The organism is Thalassospira lucentensis (assembly GCF_032921865.1).
Lineage (GTDB): Bacteria > Pseudomonadota > Alphaproteobacteria > Rhodospirillales > Thalassospiraceae > Thalassospira > Thalassospira lucentensis_A.
The window spans coordinates 2067508-2083492 of record NZ_CP136684.1 but is presented as its reverse complement, the minus strand read 5'-3'; the positions used below and the strand labels follow the sequence as shown (position 1 = coordinate 2083492).

Here is a 15985-nt window from a genome sequence, read left to right as displayed (position 1 = left end):
GAATTTCCCGAATCCGAATCGGATCGGGCTTTCTCGCGTAAATTGAGGTGGCGACCATAGGTACCGCAAAAAAGACTCTGACCCCGGGCGAGCTCCTTGCCCTTATCCAGAGCACGCTCGAAGACGACAAGGCCGAAGACCTTGTCACCATTGATCTGACCGATAAAACCTCCCTTGCCGATCATATGATCATTGCAACCGGCTCGTCCTCTCGCAGGGTCGCGTCAATGGCAGAACATATTGTCGAAAAGCTGAAAGATGCCGGCCAGGGCCGTGCAATGGCCGAAGGCAAGGAACAGGGTGACTGGGTTCTGGTTGATGCCGGCGATGTCATCGTTCACCTGTTCCGTCCGGAAGTTCGCGCTTTTTACAACATCGAACAGATGTGGGGCGTTGAAAACCCGGCGCTTAAACAGCAGGCGGCGCGGCTGTATTAATACAGTCCGCCCCGGTTTGCCCTGACCACCGCGGGGATCGGCTATCGGTGGTCCCCATGCGGGCCAAAGCCGGATCGGAAAGATGCAAATTACCCTTGCTGCAGTGGGCCGGATGAAGAACGGCCCCGAAAAAGATCTTTTTGACCATTACGCGGCGCGCCTGCGCTGGCCCTTTGCCGTGCGGGAAGTCGAAGAAAAGAAAAAGCTTCCGCCCAATCAGCTTAAAGACCGCGAAGCGGAGCTTTTGCTGGGCGTCATCCCCGATAATGCCTTTCTGATCGCACTTGACGAGCGTGGCCACGAATACGGTTCCATCGATTTTGCCGCAAAACTTGAAGGCTGGATCGATCAATATGCAGGAAATATCGCCTTTGCCATTGGCGGAGCCGATGGGCATGGAGACGCCATCAAATCACGCGCCAATACGCTCTGGTCACTTGGCAAGGCGACATGGCCCCATATGCTGGTGCGCGCCCTGATTACCGAACAGCTTTTCCGCGCCCACGCGATCCAGACCAATCATCCCTATCACCGGGAATAATCCCGAAGTTACCAAAAGCATCGGCTCCCCCACTCTTGGATAAGTTGTTTCAAAATTTATCCCTGAGTATTCCTCCATCTGTTTGAGAAAGGGAATTAACGATGAAAACCAGATACTTAAAGATTGCCGCCGTTATCGGTTTGGCAATGCTGACCGGCGCGTGCGCAGCTTCGCGTAGCGTTGTCGAAATTCAGGAACCGGCCAAAATTGAGAACCCGGCGACTGGGCCGGCCGTTAAAATCGTTTCGGTCGAAGACAAACGCCAATTCGAGATTGATCCGTCAACACCGGATATCCCGTCGCTGTCGAATGACGAGATTGATGATGTCGCCTTTACGTCGCGTGCCTATGCCCGAAAACGCAATGGTTACGGAATGGCGATGGGAGATGTTTTGCTGCCCGAAGGCAAAACCGTTGCCGATGCTGTCAACAAGGCAATCTCCAACGGCTTCAAACAGGCCGGATACCGTGTTCTTGAACCGGGGGACGCCGAATATGACAGCGCCGACGCCGTCGATGCCGACCTGATCAAGTTCTGGTCATGGTTCGAACCCGGTTTCTGGCAGGTCACGGTGCATAACCAGTCCGAAGTGACGTTGAAGGGCAACGAACTGAACAAGGGCGAACCGGTTACAGTCACCGACAGCTATCAGGAAAAGATGCAGATGGTCCTCGACAGCGACTGGCAAAGCAGTGCTGTTAATGCCCTTCGCGAACTTTCATCAAAGATTGCCGAAAAGCTGGAAACCTTGAAATAACCAGCCTTACCGCAAATCATACTGCATGCGCACAACACCGGACTTGTAGTGTTCCGATGCCACCAGTTTCGGTGTTGTGCCCGCAGCATCCCGGCCAAACAGCCGGATGCCATCGCCCAGAATTTCCGGAATGATGAACATTTCAAGCTGATCGACAAGACCGCCAAACAGAAACTGGGTCACGACACTGGCCCCGCCGACGATCCAGATATCGCCGGTATCCGATCTGTCATCGCGAAGCAGTCTTGCCAGTTCGACAAGACTGCCGCCATAGGCCTCTGTATTGGCCGGACGTTTATCGGGTAAATCGCGCGATGTCAGAACAATCGTGCGGCGATCCTCATAAGGCCATTCACCAAATTCCATCACCTGATCAAAGGTTTTTCGCCCAATGATCAGTGTTCCCACGGTGCCCAGAAAGCCTTCAAAATCGAACTCGGCCGGATCGAAATCATCGAGCCAGTCAACCGCACCATTGGTGCGCGCGATATAGCCATCCAGACTGACCGCAATATAGATGCGGAACAGTTTCTTTTTCATGCTTTGCCCAACCTGTTCGGGGTCTTTGCCCCGTTATTAATTACTTGAGCATATCAGAATACAGATCCAAGGTGGCAAGAATCAGGCCGGACGAAAAACACCCCCGAAACAATTGCTTCGGAGGTGTGTGAGGGTCATTTCGACAGGCAAATCAGCATTCAACGACGTTGACATTAACCGCAAGCCCGCCCTGGCTGGTTTCCTTGTATTTGCTTTGCATGTCGATACCGGTCTGGCGCATGGTTTCGATAACCTTGTCGAGTGACACTGTATGCTGACCATCACCGCGCATCGCCAGACGGGCGGCATTGATCGCCTTGACCGCCCCCATGGTGTTGCGTTCGATGCAAGGCACCTGCACCAGACCGCCAATCGGATCACAGGTCAGGCCAAGGTTATGTTCCATACCAATCTCGGCGGCGTTTTCAACCTGTTCTGGCGTGCCGCCCATAACCGCACAAAGGGCACCGGCTGCCATCGAACAGGCGACACCAACCTCACCCTGACAACCGACTTCGGCAGCCGATATCGAGGCGCGTTTTTTATAAATCGAACCAATGGCCGCCGCGGTTAACAGGAATTCGCGTATTTTTCCCTGTGTGACATTGGCCCCGAACCGTTCGTAATAGCGCAGCACGGCGGGAATGACGCCTGCTGCCCCGTTGGTCGGCGCCGTAACCACGCGCGAACCCGCAGCATTTTCTTCGTTCACCGCAAGGGCATAGAGATTGACCCAGTCAATCACGGTCAACGGATCCTTAAGCCCCGCTTCGGGCCGTTCGGTCAGTTCAAGGTAAAGTTTACGCGCGCGCCGTTTGACATTCAGCCCGCCGGGCAGAATACCATCCGACTTGCAGCCCCGTTCGATGCAATCCATCATCGCGCGATGCACGCGATCAACGAATTCCTCGGTTTCGGCGGGGTCGCGCCAGCTTTTTTCATTTTCGGCCATGACTTCGGCAATAGACAGCTTTTCCTGTTTGCAGATCGCCATCAATTCGTCGGCCGAGGAAAAAGGATAAGGCAGCGTTATGTTATCGCCGGAATATTCCGCCCCACGATCATCTCCCGAGACGATAAATCCACCCCCGACCGAGAAATATTCCTGTTTGTGCAAAACAATACCATCATGGTCGAAGGCGGTGATCCGCATACCATTGGGATGTTCGGGCAGGCTTTCGGCCATGTGAAACACAAGATTGGTATCGCGGTTAAAGGAAACCGGATGGCGACCATAAAGCTGTAATTCGCGGTCCCGGTCAATCGCATCCATCGTCGGTGCGATCCGGTCGGGATCAACAGAACGCGGTCGTTCCCCCGAAAGCCCCATGATCACCGCGGTATCGGTGGCGTGCCCCTTGCCGGTCAGGGCAAGCGATCCGTAAAGATCAACAATTACCGAGCCGATTTTTTCCAAAATGTTCCGGGCTTCGAGTTCCAGACAGAACCGATAGCCTGCCCGCATCGGACCGACGGTATGCGAACTCGATGGCCCGATCCCGATGGTATAAAGATCAACAACGGAAAGGTTAACGTCTTGCGGACGTTGTTTGTTTTCTTCGGTCAAAAGGGCCTCCCACGGCTCTTTGTCATGCGGAAAAATGCCGCACGACGTTATAGAACCGGTGTCTTGCCCCCTCTGTCCCTTGACCTGAGATTGTGCGCCCTGCCACCAAAAACAACCGCCTTTGACAACATGGCTTCATCCTTCGGTGGAAATATGGTGCCGGGCGTTGGCCCCGTACCGCTTTCTCTCTCCAGAGCCTCAATCCGCAACGGTCCATCTGCCTGAGAGTTTTCGGGGCTATTGCTCCTTCGGCGCCGATCTGATCACGGGATCAAAACGGGCTCTCCCATCGCGGTTATTCGAGGTATCACCGTTGCATGCCAGATTACAGGCAGGTGGCAAGCCTTGTCAAAAAGCAGCTTTGCAACCGCACAAAAAATACCCGGCCGGAAGGCTGTTCAATGCTTCCATTCATGATAGATTGCGCGTTGAAAATGCTATGATTGGCAGCGTCTGATGGCGGACCCACCGCGCCCGACGTCATTGTACGGATGGTGAAATTACCGGAAAATAACCATCTTTACCGGTAATTCAGCCTTTTACCTTATTTCGTGTACCTTACTTCGTGGGATTATGATTGTGACTGTATCAAATACCGTAAAGCGCCCGCGTCCGGTGGTGCTGTGCATTCTGGATGGCTGGGGTTATCGCGAGGAAAGCAAGGACAATGCGGTTGCATTGGCCAATACCCCTGTTTGGGACGCGCTTTATGCCAATAATCCGACCGGCTTTTTAAAGGCTTGCGGTCTGGATGTCGGCCTGCCCGAAGGGCAGATGGGCAATTCGGAAGTCGGCCATATGAATCTGGGTGCCGGTCGGGTTGTGATGCAGGAACTGCCGAAAATTGATGACGCGGTCAAAACCGGTTTGATTGCCGAAACCGACACGGTCAAAAAGGTCATCGCCAAGCTGAAAGAAAGCGGTGGTGTTTGTCATATCGCAGGGCTTCTGTCCGAAGGTGGGGTGCATTCCCATCAGGCCCATATGGCAGCCCTTGCCAAAATCATCGCATCAGCCGGTGTGCCGGTAAAAATCCATGCCTATCTGGATGGCCGCGATACTGCGCCCAAGAGTGCAGCCAAATTCCTTGAAAAATTCCGCTCCCTGATTGGCGATGCCAATGTTGAAATCGTGACCGTCACCGGGCGTTATTACGCGATGGATCGCGACAACCGCTGGGAACGTGTCAGCCAAGCCTATTTCACGATGGTGCAGGGCAAGAATTACGCCGATGGCCGCACCGCCGAAAGTGCCGAAGCCGCGATCAAGGCGGCCTATGATGCCGATACCACGGATGAATTCGTTCTGCCGACCGTAATTGGCGATTATAACGGCATGAAAGATGGCGACGGGCTTTTGATGACCAATTTCCGCGCCGACCGCGCACGCGAAATTCTGGCCGCCATTTGCGCATCGGACTTTGACGGCTTTGACCGTGGCACCCCGATCAAATTCGCCGTACAGGCCGGCATGGTCGAATATTCGTCCGACCATGCGAAATATATGGATGCGATCTATCCGCCGCAGGTGTTGCCAAATATCTTTGGCGAAGTTGTTTCCAGGGCGGGCATGAAACAGTTGCGCATTGCGGAAACCGAAAAATATCCGCATGTATCCTTCTTCTTTAACGGCGGCGAAGAACAGGTTTTCGAAGGCGAAGACCGTATTCTGGTACCCTCGCCCAAAGTTGCGACCTATGATCTCCAGCCCGAAATGTCGGCCCCGGAAGTAACCGAAAAGCTGGTGGCTGCTATCAGGGCAGAAACCTATGACGCGATCATTCTGAACTTTGCCAATCCCGACATGGTCGGCCATAGCGGCATTCTTTCAGCCGCCATGAAAGCCGCTGAAGCAGTTGATACCTGCCTTGGGCAGGTTGTTGATGCGGTTAAATCGGTGGGCGGTGTGATGTTCGTTACCGCTGATCACGGTAATTGTGAGATGATGGTCGATCCGGAAACCGGTGAACCGCACACCGCACATACGCTTAATCTGGTGCCGACCATTCTGGTAAACGGGCCAGAAGGTGTCACACTGGAAAATGGCCGCCTTGCCGACGTGGCGCCAACGTTGCTTCAGCTTCTCGGCCTGCCGCAGCCCAAGGAAATGACCGGCAAACCGTTGATCAAGGGCTTGAAAGGGAATGATGCGCTTCTTGCGAGCTGATCTGCGTTCCAGGACCGCCCTGCCTGCGCTGGCTGTGCTTGCAGCCATGATTGCGGGCGGGGCTGCGCCCTCTTTTGCGCAGTCGCTGCGCAAGGTCGACAGCCAGCTTGATAAACTTGAAAGCCAGTTGTCCGAACAACAGAAACAGGAAGAATTCCTGTCACGCAAATCGCGAGAGCTCTGGACCGAGGAACAGGCGCTTCAATCCGAAGCCATTTCGGTTGCCAGACGTGCCCAACGCCTTGAGACAAAGCTGACCGAGCTTGAAGACCAGCTTGCCGAACTTGAAATCCGCGAAAAGCGCGCCGCCACCAGCCTTGAAGACAAAGCCGGGCAATATGCCCGCATCCTGATGGCCCTGCAGCGGCTGTCGACCACTCCGCCAGAAGCCGTGATCGCCCTTCCGACCAGCCCGCAGGATACGTTGCGATCCGCGATCCTTCTGAAGGCCGCCTTGCCCGGCGTCGAACAGCATGCTCGTGATCTGCGGGCCGAACTTGAAGAAATCGGCACCCTTCGCGAAGACATCCGCACGCGCCGCAGCGAAATGGCATCCGCCACCGAAGAATTACAGGCAGAACGCCAGTCATTAGCCGCTCTGCTTAACGAAAAGCGCAAACTGCGTTCGGAAACCGAGGCAGAGGCCAAAATGGCATCGCGCGCCGTCAATGAACTGGCGACCGAGGCAAAATCACTGGGCGATCTTCTGGAAAGCCTGAAAAAGCGGGCAGAAGGCGTTCCCGAACCCCGCATGAAACCGGAACGCCAGATTGCCAAACGTGAAGAGCCCAAACCTGCCCCGCCCCCATCGACCATTGCCAGAAACGAACCACCCGCCCCACCTGCCGAAAAGACGGCCCCGGCAAGCAAACCGTCAACCGCCCCCGATGAAGAAATGGCCGTTGGCAGTTCGATCACGCTGGCACACGGACAATTGCGTATGCCTGCAAGCGGGAAGGTCGTTACACTGTTTGGCGAACGGTCCCGCGGACCGGACGGATTGGCGGTTACACATTCCAAAGGGATCGAGATCGATACGCGCCCAAACGCGCAAGTCGTATCCCCCTTTGACGGCAAAGTTGTATTCGCCGGGCCGTTCCGTGGCTATGGCCGCCTCTTGATTATCGAACACGGCGAAGGATACCATAGTCTTATCGCCGGTTTTGATCGGCTCGACAGTGTGGTAGGACAGTATTTGTTGGCGGGCGAACCTGTTGGAATAATGGGTGAAATATCGCCTAAACTCTATCTGGAGATGCGCCATGACGGCGAAGCGGTCAATCCGCTTCCCTGGCTGGCCTCGAAAAACGGCAAGGTAAGTGGATGAAAACCTCTCGATTGGCAGTATTCGCACTCGCTACCGGCATGACTTTGGGCCTTGCTTCGCCCGCGCTGGCGCAATCTTCACCAACAACTTCGGCCGAAACCTATCGGCTGCTGAACCTGTTTGGCGATGTGTTTGAACAGGTGAAATCGAAATATGTCGAGGAAGTCGATGACAAGCAGCTTATTGAAGCTGCGATCAACGGCATGCTCACATCGCTTGATCCGCATTCCTCATATCTGAATATGGATAATTTCGAGGAAATGCAGGTTGATACCCGCGGCGAGTTTGGCGGGCTTGGCATCGAAGTCACCATGGAAGAGGGCTTTGTCAAAGTCATTTCCCCGATTTATGACACGCCAGCCGAAAAAGCCGGTTTGCAGCCGGGCGATTACATCACCCATATCGACGGCACACCGATCCGGGGCCTTGGCCTGAACGAGGCAGTCGAGATGATGCGCGGCAAGGTCAATACCGATATCCGCCTGACCATCATGCGCAAGGGCGAAGCCGCACCGTTTGACGTGACGCTGACCCGGGCCGTGATCAAAATCCAGTCGGTCCGCTCCGAAGCAAAAGACGATGTCGGATATATCCGCATCACCAAATTCAACGAACAGACCTATAGCGGCCTGCAACGTGCGATCACCGATATGCGCGATCAGATCGGCCCGGAAATGAAGGGCCTCGTGATTGATCTGCGCAACAATCCGGGTGGATTGCTTGATCAGGCGATTTCGGTTTCGGATGCGTTCCTGGACAAGGGTGAAATCGTATCAACCCGTCCGCGCGATACCGAAAACACCGAACGTTACAACGCCCGTCCGGGCGATCTTGCCGACGGACTTCCGATGATTGTATTGGTCAATGATGGTTCGGCATCCGCATCGGAAATCGTTGCCGGTGCCCTTCAGGATCACCGCCGGGCGGTCATCATGGGAACGCGCAGCTTTGGCAAGGGATCGGTTCAGACCATCCTGCCGATGCCGGGGAACGTGGCACTTCGTCTGACCACAGCGCGCTATTACACGCCGTCGGGTAAGTCGATCCAGGAAGTCGGCATTGTGCCTGATATCATCGTACCACAGGCACGTGTAGAGAGCATCGAAGCCGCCCAGCGCCGGTCCGAAGCCGACCTTAACGGTGCCTTGCGCAACGAGGACGAAACCATCAGCAATGCTGAAAGCGATGCAAATGATCGCCGCAGTGCCGCCGAGGAAATCGCGCTAGAGGATTATCAGCTGTCACGTGCACTTGACATGATCCGGGGCATTGCCCTGTTCGCACCCCGCCCGCAAGGGTGAGGTGCGAACCGAATACCGAAAGAGACTGACCTTTCGTGATCAGGAAACTCATAAAATCCTTGCGGTTTGGCCGAAAGAAGGAACGGGATACTCTCGATGACATGGGCGATGAAGAAACAGATGATGTTTCAAACACCCTGTCTAACGAGGATCTTCCCTTTAACGAGCTGCCGATTGAGGTCCAGTGGGAACGCCTGCCCAAGCGTCCGCCATCGCGGCGCTGGTGGTTGTCCAAGCTCCTGATCATTGCCCTGTTTCTAAGCCCCATCGGGGCCGCAGCAATTGGCCTGATCCCGATCCTTGATCCAGAAACCGGATGGCGGCTGTTCCATCTGGGCAGCCCGAAAACAATCGCTGCTGTTCCCGGTTCCGAACGCGAACTTCAGGAAGAAATCGCCAAGGGCGTGCGTGACGTTGAAGAACGCACCCGTGCCGAGCAGGAGGCCCTTGCCAATGCCGACACCAACCAGTCCGGCGAACCGCAAAATGCAGAGGACATTGCCAAACAGCTTGAAGGCGTTGCCGATCTGGTTGGAACACCGGGACAGGATGGCACGACCGACGGCAGCACAACACCGACCCCCGAAGAACTTGCCGCCCTTGCCGAGGAAGGTGCACTTGATCAGCCCATAGAGCCAGATCCCTTGCGCCCGGCCCCCATTCCCGGTCTGGATGAGGAAGGCAGCTTTGGGCGCATTCCGCGAATTGCCGATGATGGCACGACACCGTTTGATGCTTATAAGCGCCCGTTTGACGTGGTTGAAGGCCAACCCTATGTCGGCATCATTGTCACCGGTATCGGCCTGAATAGTGAAAGAACACAGGCCGCAATCGAAGATTTGCCGCTGAACATTTCGCTGGCGCTGTCACCCTATTCGAACAATCTGCCCGAGGTCGCGGCCAATGCAAGGGCGATGGGTCACGAAGTATTCTTGCAGTTGCCGATGGAGCCAATCGACTTCCCGCTGTCCGATCCCGGTCCACGTGCGCTTCTGACCAGCCTTCCGGAAGGTGAAAACCTTGTTAGGCTGGAATGGTTGCTGGCGCGATTCCCCGGCTATGCTGGTGTGGTCAGTTATCTTGGATCAAAGTTTGGCAGCCTTGACAGTGCCATCCGCCCGGTTATCGAGTTCATCGACCGGACGGGCCTGATGTATGTTGAAGGCACGAATTCAGGATCGATCAGTCTTGGCGCACAACTGGCATCGAATGCCGACACCCCGAATGCCATAGGCAATATCATGATCGACGAAATACCAAGCCGACGGCAAATTGACGCCCGCCTGAACGATCTGGTTGAGCAGGCAAAAAGCAATGGTGTCGCCATCGGGATCGCGCAATCCTATCCTGTCACCATTCAGCGCCTTCGCAACTGGTCGGCACGGCTTGCGCGTCAGGGAGTTCAGCTTGCACCGGTTTCGGCCCTTGCAAAGATGCAGGTCACACCGCAATCTGCGGTCGAGGCGGAAGCCGCCCGGCGTGAAGCAGCACTGGCCGAAGAACGTGCGCAGCAGAATGCCGCCCCGGAAGATACCGGCGACGGCGCAAATGAAACAATCGAGAATTGACGGCATAGCTGACGCGTAAACGCGGACAGGGGGTAAAAATGGCCAAGAAATCAGGTAGCAAGTCGAAGAAAGCTGCCAAGCCGGACAAGGATCAGCCGATCGAAAGTACCGGCGGAGCTGGCCTGACAGCGGAAGATTTACCTTATCGTCCATGCGTCGGGATTGCGCTGTTCAACGATGACGGACAGGTCTGGATCGGCAACCGGATCGGATTTGAAGGAGCATGGCAATTGCCGCAGGGCGGCATCGACGACGGCGAAACCGCAGAACAGGCCGCACGGCGCGAGCTGTCCGAGGAAATCGGAACCGACAAGGCAGAAATCATTGCCGAAAGCCCCGACTGGCTCACCTATGACCTGCCCGACCATCTGATCGGCAAGGCATTTGGAGGCAAATATCGTGGCCAGAAACAGAAATGGTTCGCCATGCGCTTTACCGGCAAGGAAAAACATATCAAAATCGATGTGCCTCATCCCGAATTCGACGCGTGGCGCTGGACCGATTTCGGAACTTTGCCCGATCTGATCGTGCCGTTCAAAAGACCAGTTTATTTGCAACTGGTCGAAATCTTTAGTGATGTACCTCAAAGAATTCGAAATTCGGGGACGGCATAAGACGCCACGTTATTTCTTGATCACTGCGCGCAAAGCGCTAGATTGCAGAAAATCAAGATACATCAGAAGTTTAGAGGAGTTCTAAGATGGGTGCAGATCGCTTGATCTTCGTTGTTCTGACGATCGTGGTAGGTCTTTTTGGCCTGTTCTATGCCTCGGGTTCGCTTGACGGCTACTCGTATTTTGTTGGTCTGGCACTGTTCATCGGCGCGGTGCTGTTCATGTTCCAGTTGATCAAGGGACATTATGACCAGCAGGAAAAGGACTCCCATAAGTAACGCCGAAACGGTTCGCATCGCCTTAAAGGTTTTCTTTCAGGACCATGCGCGGTATGGATCAGGGTATGACCAATACACACTGGGATCCCGTTCACTACGGCCTGTTTGGCGATGAACGCCGCCGCCCGGCCAAAGATCTGATCGCCCGCCTGCCCAAGCCGGCAGATGGCTTTGTACCGCGTCACATTGTCGACCTTGGCTGCGGACCGGGTTCAATCACCGCATTGCTAGATCAGGCGTATCGGACACCAGAAAATCCCGATGTCCGTATTGTCGGGATTGATTCATCATCGGAAATGCTCGAAACCGCCAGCACACGCGGTGAAAATATAGAATGGCAACAGGCTGATATCGCGCAATGGGAACCTGACGAGCCAATCGATATCCTGTTTTCCAATGCCGCCCTGCAATGGGTTCCCGAACATGCAAAACTGTTCCCGCGGCTGACACGATTTTTACGACCCGGCGGCTTGTTGGCCATTCAGGTGCCGAACAATTTCCTGGCCCCCAGTCATCAGCTGATTGGCGAAGCCGGAATTGAATGGCGCGATGCCGTTGCCGAAGCAACCCAGCAAATCCGGATCATGCGGCCAGGCGACTATTTCGATGTTCTTTCCCCGGACTGTGATGCCATTGATCTTTGGCAGACCCAGTATTGCCATGTCTTGCATGGTGAAGACCCGGTGTTTGACTGGACCTCGTCAACCGCCTTGCGGCCGGTTCTGGCCGCCCTGCCCGACGATGATGCGCGCGCCGCATTTTGCGAAAAATACAAAACCCGCTTGAAACAGGTCTATCCCCCGCGTGAAGATGGCATCACCCTGTTTCCGTTCAACCGGTTATTCATGATTGCCCGCAAACGCGACGCCTAAGTCCGACACGCCGTTTTATTGGCGGGCATCCGAAGGAGCAATCCATGCCCGCCTTTCGTGATCATTTTATTCCCTGCTGCGGTTATGAAGTTCATGTCCGGACATGGGGCACACCGGATAAACCGGCCCTTGTCATGAGCCACGGTCTGGCGCGGCTGGCCGATGATTTCGATGATGTCGCCCCACATTTCACCGATTCCTATTTCGTCCTGTGCCCATCCATGATCGGACGCGGGCTTTCCGGGTGGGCCAGGAATCCCGACAGCGAATATACCCTGCCTTTCTACGTCGCACAGACGTTTGAAATGCTTGAATATTTCAAAATTTCAAGCTGCAAATGGATCGGCACATCGATGGGCGGGCTGATCGGGCTTGCCGTTACAGCCGAAGCTGCCGGATGGATCGAAAAGCTGGTTTTAAACGATATCGGCCCGGAACTTGATCCGACCGCCGTTGCCCGCATCAAGTCATATGTCGGCACAACGCCCGAGTTCGAAACAATTCATGATGTCGAGGAAATCGTCAAACTGATCTATGCGCCGTTCGGGATCACTGACGAAGCCACATGGTCATTTATTTCTGCGCGTTCCGTCCGGCGCATGCCCAACGGAAATTTCATGATGCATTACGATCCCGAAGTGATGCGCGTTTTTGCCGAACATATTGATTCCTTTGATGCTTGGGATCAATTCAACGCCCTTCCATGCCCCGTAATGCTGATCAGTGGTGCGAAATCTGATCTGATCCCGCCCGCTATCGTAGAAAAAATGCGGGAACAAAAACCGGAAATGCCGGTTTTAATAGTGGCAAATTGTGGTCACGCACCCCACTTGAATGACGAGGAACAGATAAAAGCCATCAAGGCGTTCCTCACCGACTGATAAAGCCGGGACCGGAAACATCCAGTATTTGTTCGCACAAGGGGATGTGCATCAACTGGGATCAGGCTGTCGGGATACGAGGCATGAATGTATCACGTCCAATAATGTGGCCGATTGCAAGCCTTGCAATTGCTGTGATGGCAAGCGGGTTTTCGCAAACGGCCCTAGCACAGTCGACACTAACTGCCACGCCAGATGAAACCGGTGTAACGATTGGCTTGCCCAAAATCGATGGCTCCCCCAATTCGCTGGTTCCCGGCATTTTACCGCCCGCATCCCCGGGTGGCATGCGCAACTATTTTTCCACGCGAGGCAATCGGGGGATCGTGCTGGGCAATCCCGCCAGCGATTCCGAGGGTGACCAGTCCCTTTTCTGGCTTGAAATGGACAGCCAACCAACATCAAGCAACGGTATTGCCGCCCAGATTGGAATCGGTTTTGCGCCACGTCCCGATCTTGGCTTTGCCTTCGGCCCGGTTTTCGAATTGAATGGCCCGATTGGGCAAAGTGCCAGCATCGGATCGGGCAACGATTACGATGTGACACCAACGCATCGTCCCGGTGGCGTGTACAGTCAGAACTTTTCAAGCAATCCTGCGGGAACAGATGATGCAGGCATTGCGGCAAGCCTGTCCTACATGCCGTTCCAGGATATCTGGATCGGATTGCACGGCCGTGTAACCAGCGACCTTTCATCAGGCCCCAATGCAGCAGAACCCGACCGGTTCGATGCAATGCTTGGCCTGACGGCGGGTTATCGTCTGGAATTCTGAGCCCGCTTTGAACCAATCCTGCACGCGATGCTCAATTACCCTTTTGTCAGCCCGAACGAGGCTGTATGACTCCTAGGGTCAGGACTCATTAGGGAAAGACGACGCGAAGCATGACCACCACGCCAGCACCGATAAACGGGCCGAATGCCGACGCCTTTTCCGCCTGCAACGACCTTGCCGCAGCCAAAAATGCCAATCTGTATCGTGCGGCCATGCGCCTTGGTCCGGAACGGCAACGTTTCTTTCTGGCCGCCTATGCGTCGATGCGGGTGATTGATGATATCGTCGATGACGGGTTCCTTGAACTGACCGATCATGAACGGGACTATGCCCGCGAAGATACCCTGATCGCGATTGACCAGTGGCAGCAACAAATCGAAGCAGCCAAGAAGGATAACGACAATCCCCATCCCGAAAGCGGCCCGCTCAACCAGCGGGTTTTCGATGCCCTGCGCCTGACACTGGGACGCAGCGACCTGGAAGTTGATCCGTGGGTTGATCTGGCCGATGCATTGCGCCGCGATGTTGCCGAAGACCCGATGGATGAATGGGACGATTTCATTGCCTATTGCGAGGGGGCAACGGCGGCCCCGGCATCGATTTTTGTCTATCTGCTTTCGGCACGATTCGATAACGAGATCGGATATACATCGCCCCTGACCAATCCGCCGCTCTATCACGCGCGCGACATGGCAATTTTCTGTTATGTGGTGCATATCCTGCGTGACCTGCCCGACGATATCAAAGGCCCCGACAGGCTGGTGACGATACCGGCCGAAATCCTGATTGCCGCCGATATAACGCTTGGCGAAATCCGAAATGCCATCGGGCAGAAGAAATATGATGATCTGGATCGGTTGGGCACCATCCTTCTGGAACGCGCGTGGGAACATTTTGAAACCGGACAGGCCCGGTCGGCTGAACTTCTGGCAATCCTTGACCCGGAAGAAACAGATACCCTGTCACGCCTGTTTGCCGTCTATATCGAACTGGCCAGTGCAATGATGGATAATGGTTACGCAGCCTTCCTGAAAGATCGCGATACAATCATCGCCCAAACAGCAAACAACAGCCTGCCCGGATAACAAAAACCCCGCCAATCGGCGGGGTTTTGCATTTAAGAACCGGCAGATTGCGGATCAGCCACGCAGGGCAGCAACCCCCGGCAGCTCTTTACCTTCAAGCCATTCGAGGAAGGCACCGCCCGCCGTCGAGACATAGGAGAAATCCTGATCGGCATCGGCATGACGAAGGGCCGCAACCGTATCCCCACCACCCGCAACCGACAAAAGTTTGCCAGCCTTGGTCAGTTTTGCCGCCTGCTGTGCAACGGAAACCGTCGCCGTATCGAACGGTGCGATTTCAAACGCCCCCAGCGGACCATTCCAGACCAGCGTTTCGCAAGTCTCAAGGCGTTTGTTCAGATCGACAATGGTTTTCGGCCCGGCATCAAGGATCATGCCATCGGCTTCGACATTATTGATGTCGGAAACCGTGTGATCGGCATGCGCTTTAAATTCCTTGGCGACCAGACCATCAACCGGCAGAACGATTTCACAATTGGCGGCTTCGGCCTTGGCAAAGATTTCGCGCGCGGTTTCCAGAAGGTCATGCTCGCACAGCGATTTGCCAACATTGACACCCTTGGCCGCAAGGAAGGTATTGGCCATGCCACCGCCAATAACCAGCTGATCAACCTTGGCAACCAGATTGCCCAGAAGGTCCAGCTTGGTTGAAATCTTGGCACCGCCAACGATTGCCATCACTGGATGTTTCGGTGCTTCAAGCGCATTGCCAAGAGCTTCGAGTTCGGCCTGCATCAGACGACCGGCATAGGCCGGAAGCTTGCGCGCCAGTCCCTCGGTCGAGGCGTGCGCACGGTGCGCGCAGGAAAAGGCATCATTGACGTAAATATCGCCAAGCTTTGCCAGTTCGGCAACAAAGGGCGGGTCATTCTTTTCTTCTGCCGCGTGATAGCGAAGGTTTTCCAGAACCGCGATTTCACCGTCCTTAAGGCTGTTCACCACGTCTGCCGCCACTACACCAATGCAGTCATCGGCAAATTTCACCGGACGACCAAGCTGTTTGGCAAGAGCATCGGCAACCGGCTTAAGCGACATTTCGGCAACGCGTTCGCCCTTGGGGCGGCCAAAATGGGTAATCACAACCAGTTTCGCACCGGCATCTGCCAGTTCGATCAGCCCCGGAACCGTGCGTTCGATGCGGGTGGTATCGCCCACAACGCCATCTTTCATCGGAACGTTAAGATCAGCGCGCAGCAAAACGCGCTTGCCAGCGACATTGACACCGTCAAGCGTATTGAAGTCAGCCATTATCTGAACCTGCTTTTGAGTTTAACAAA

16 protein-coding genes and 2 riboswitches are annotated in these 15985 nt (G+C 55.0%); of the genes, 13 read left to right on the top strand and 3 right to left on the bottom strand.

Annotated features, from left to right (window positions below):
- Nucleotides 1–47 precede the first annotated feature (47 nt).
- The 3 genes from rsfS to R1T41_RS10230 all read left to right on the top strand — a co-directional run bounded on the left by rsfS (nucleotide 48) and on the right by R1T41_RS10230 (nucleotide 1736).
- Nucleotides 48–437, top strand: coding sequence for a ribosome silencing factor (gene rsfS / locus R1T41_RS10240; RefSeq protein ID WP_062951594.1), 390 nt, complete (start codon nucleotides 48–50; stop codon nucleotides 435–437).
- 82 nt (nucleotides 438–519) lie between these two features.
- A complete protein-coding gene (gene rlmH, locus R1T41_RS10235) occupies nucleotides 520–978 on the top strand; it encodes a 23S rRNA (pseudouridine(1915)-N(3))-methyltransferase RlmH (protein WP_317341456.1) in 459 nt (152 codons plus the stop codon).
- A gap of 101 nt (nucleotides 979–1079) precedes the next feature.
- Entirely contained in the window at nucleotides 1080–1736 is a 657-nt protein-coding gene (locus R1T41_RS10230; protein ID WP_317341455.1) for a hypothetical protein, read from the top strand.
- Between the two features lie 6 nt (nucleotides 1737–1742).
- Here R1T41_RS10230 and R1T41_RS10225 read toward each other — a convergent pair whose 3' ends face one another.
- Entirely contained in the window at nucleotides 1743–2276 is a 534-nt protein-coding gene (locus R1T41_RS10225) for a dihydrofolate reductase family protein (protein ID WP_317341454.1), read from the bottom strand.
- Between the two features lie 151 nt (nucleotides 2277–2427).
- Complete coding sequence (locus R1T41_RS10220) at nucleotides 2428–3843, bottom strand: L-serine ammonia-lyase (RefSeq protein ID WP_062951598.1); 1416 nt, start codon at nucleotides 3841–3843, stop codon at nucleotides 2428–2430.
- A gap of 70 nt (nucleotides 3844–3913) precedes the next feature.
- Nucleotides 3914–4039, bottom strand: a riboswitch (glycine riboswitch).
- 3 nt (nucleotides 4040–4042) lie between these two features.
- Nucleotides 4043–4142, bottom strand: a riboswitch (glycine riboswitch).
- Nucleotides 4143–4416: 274 nt separating this feature from the next.
- On the opposite strand from R1T41_RS10220, the gene gpmI reads away from it, so the two are divergent.
- The 10 genes from gpmI to R1T41_RS10170 all read left to right on the top strand — a co-directional run bounded on the left by gpmI (nucleotide 4417) and on the right by R1T41_RS10170 (nucleotide 14708).
- Complete coding sequence (gene gpmI / locus R1T41_RS10215; protein ID WP_317341453.1) at nucleotides 4417–6009, top strand: 2,3-bisphosphoglycerate-independent phosphoglycerate mutase; 1593 nt, start codon at nucleotides 4417–4419, stop codon at nucleotides 6007–6009.
- Entirely contained in the window at nucleotides 5990–7336 is a 1347-nt protein-coding gene (locus R1T41_RS10210; RefSeq protein WP_114111230.1) for a peptidoglycan DD-metalloendopeptidase family protein, read from the top strand. Before gpmI ends, R1T41_RS10210 begins: the two co-directional genes overlap by 20 nt.
- Nucleotides 7333–8637: a S41 family peptidase gene (locus R1T41_RS10205; RefSeq protein ID WP_062951601.1), complete on the top strand. Its 1305-nt coding sequence runs from the start codon at nucleotides 7333–7335 to the stop codon at nucleotides 8635–8637. Before R1T41_RS10210 ends, R1T41_RS10205 begins: the two co-directional genes overlap by 4 nt.
- A gap of 101 nt (nucleotides 8638–8738) precedes the next feature.
- Complete coding sequence (locus R1T41_RS10200; protein WP_317341452.1) at nucleotides 8739–10205, top strand: divergent polysaccharide deacetylase family protein; 1467 nt, start codon at nucleotides 8739–8741, stop codon at nucleotides 10203–10205.
- Nucleotides 10206–10243: 38 nt separating this feature from the next.
- A complete protein-coding gene (locus R1T41_RS10195; protein ID WP_317341451.1) occupies nucleotides 10244–10819 on the top strand; it encodes an RNA pyrophosphohydrolase in 576 nt (191 codons plus the stop codon).
- An 86-nt stretch (nucleotides 10820–10905) separates the two neighbouring features.
- Nucleotides 10906–11097: a hypothetical protein gene (locus R1T41_RS10190; protein ID WP_317341450.1), complete on the top strand. Its 192-nt coding sequence runs from the start codon at nucleotides 10906–10908 to the stop codon at nucleotides 11095–11097.
- A 65-nt stretch (nucleotides 11098–11162) separates the two neighbouring features.
- A complete protein-coding gene (locus R1T41_RS10185; RefSeq protein WP_114111323.1) occupies nucleotides 11163–11969 on the top strand; it encodes a methyltransferase domain-containing protein in 807 nt (268 codons plus the stop codon).
- 44 nt (nucleotides 11970–12013) lie between these two features.
- The gene (locus R1T41_RS10180) at nucleotides 12014–12850 is read left to right on the top strand and encodes an alpha/beta hydrolase (RefSeq protein WP_317341449.1); all 837 of its coding nucleotides are present in this window, start codon (nucleotides 12014–12016) and stop codon (nucleotides 12848–12850) included.
- Nucleotides 12851–12933: 83 nt separating this feature from the next.
- Nucleotides 12934–13623 (top strand): hypothetical protein, encoded by a 690-nt coding sequence (locus R1T41_RS10175; protein ID WP_142994481.1) that lies wholly within the window; start codon nucleotides 12934–12936, stop codon nucleotides 13621–13623.
- Nucleotides 13624–13733: 110 nt separating this feature from the next.
- Nucleotides 13734–14708, top strand: coding sequence for a phytoene/squalene synthase family protein (locus R1T41_RS10170; RefSeq protein ID WP_317341448.1), 975 nt, complete (start codon nucleotides 13734–13736; stop codon nucleotides 14706–14708).
- A gap of 54 nt (nucleotides 14709–14762) precedes the next feature.
- On the opposite strand, the gene R1T41_RS10165 is transcribed toward R1T41_RS10170, so the two are convergent.
- Nucleotides 14763–15956 carry a phosphoglycerate kinase gene (locus R1T41_RS10165; protein ID WP_317341447.1) on the bottom strand — a complete coding sequence of 398 codons (1194 nt, stop codon included), beginning with the start codon at nucleotides 15954–15956 and terminating at the stop codon, nucleotides 14763–14765.
- Nucleotides 15957–15985 lie beyond the last annotated feature (29 nt).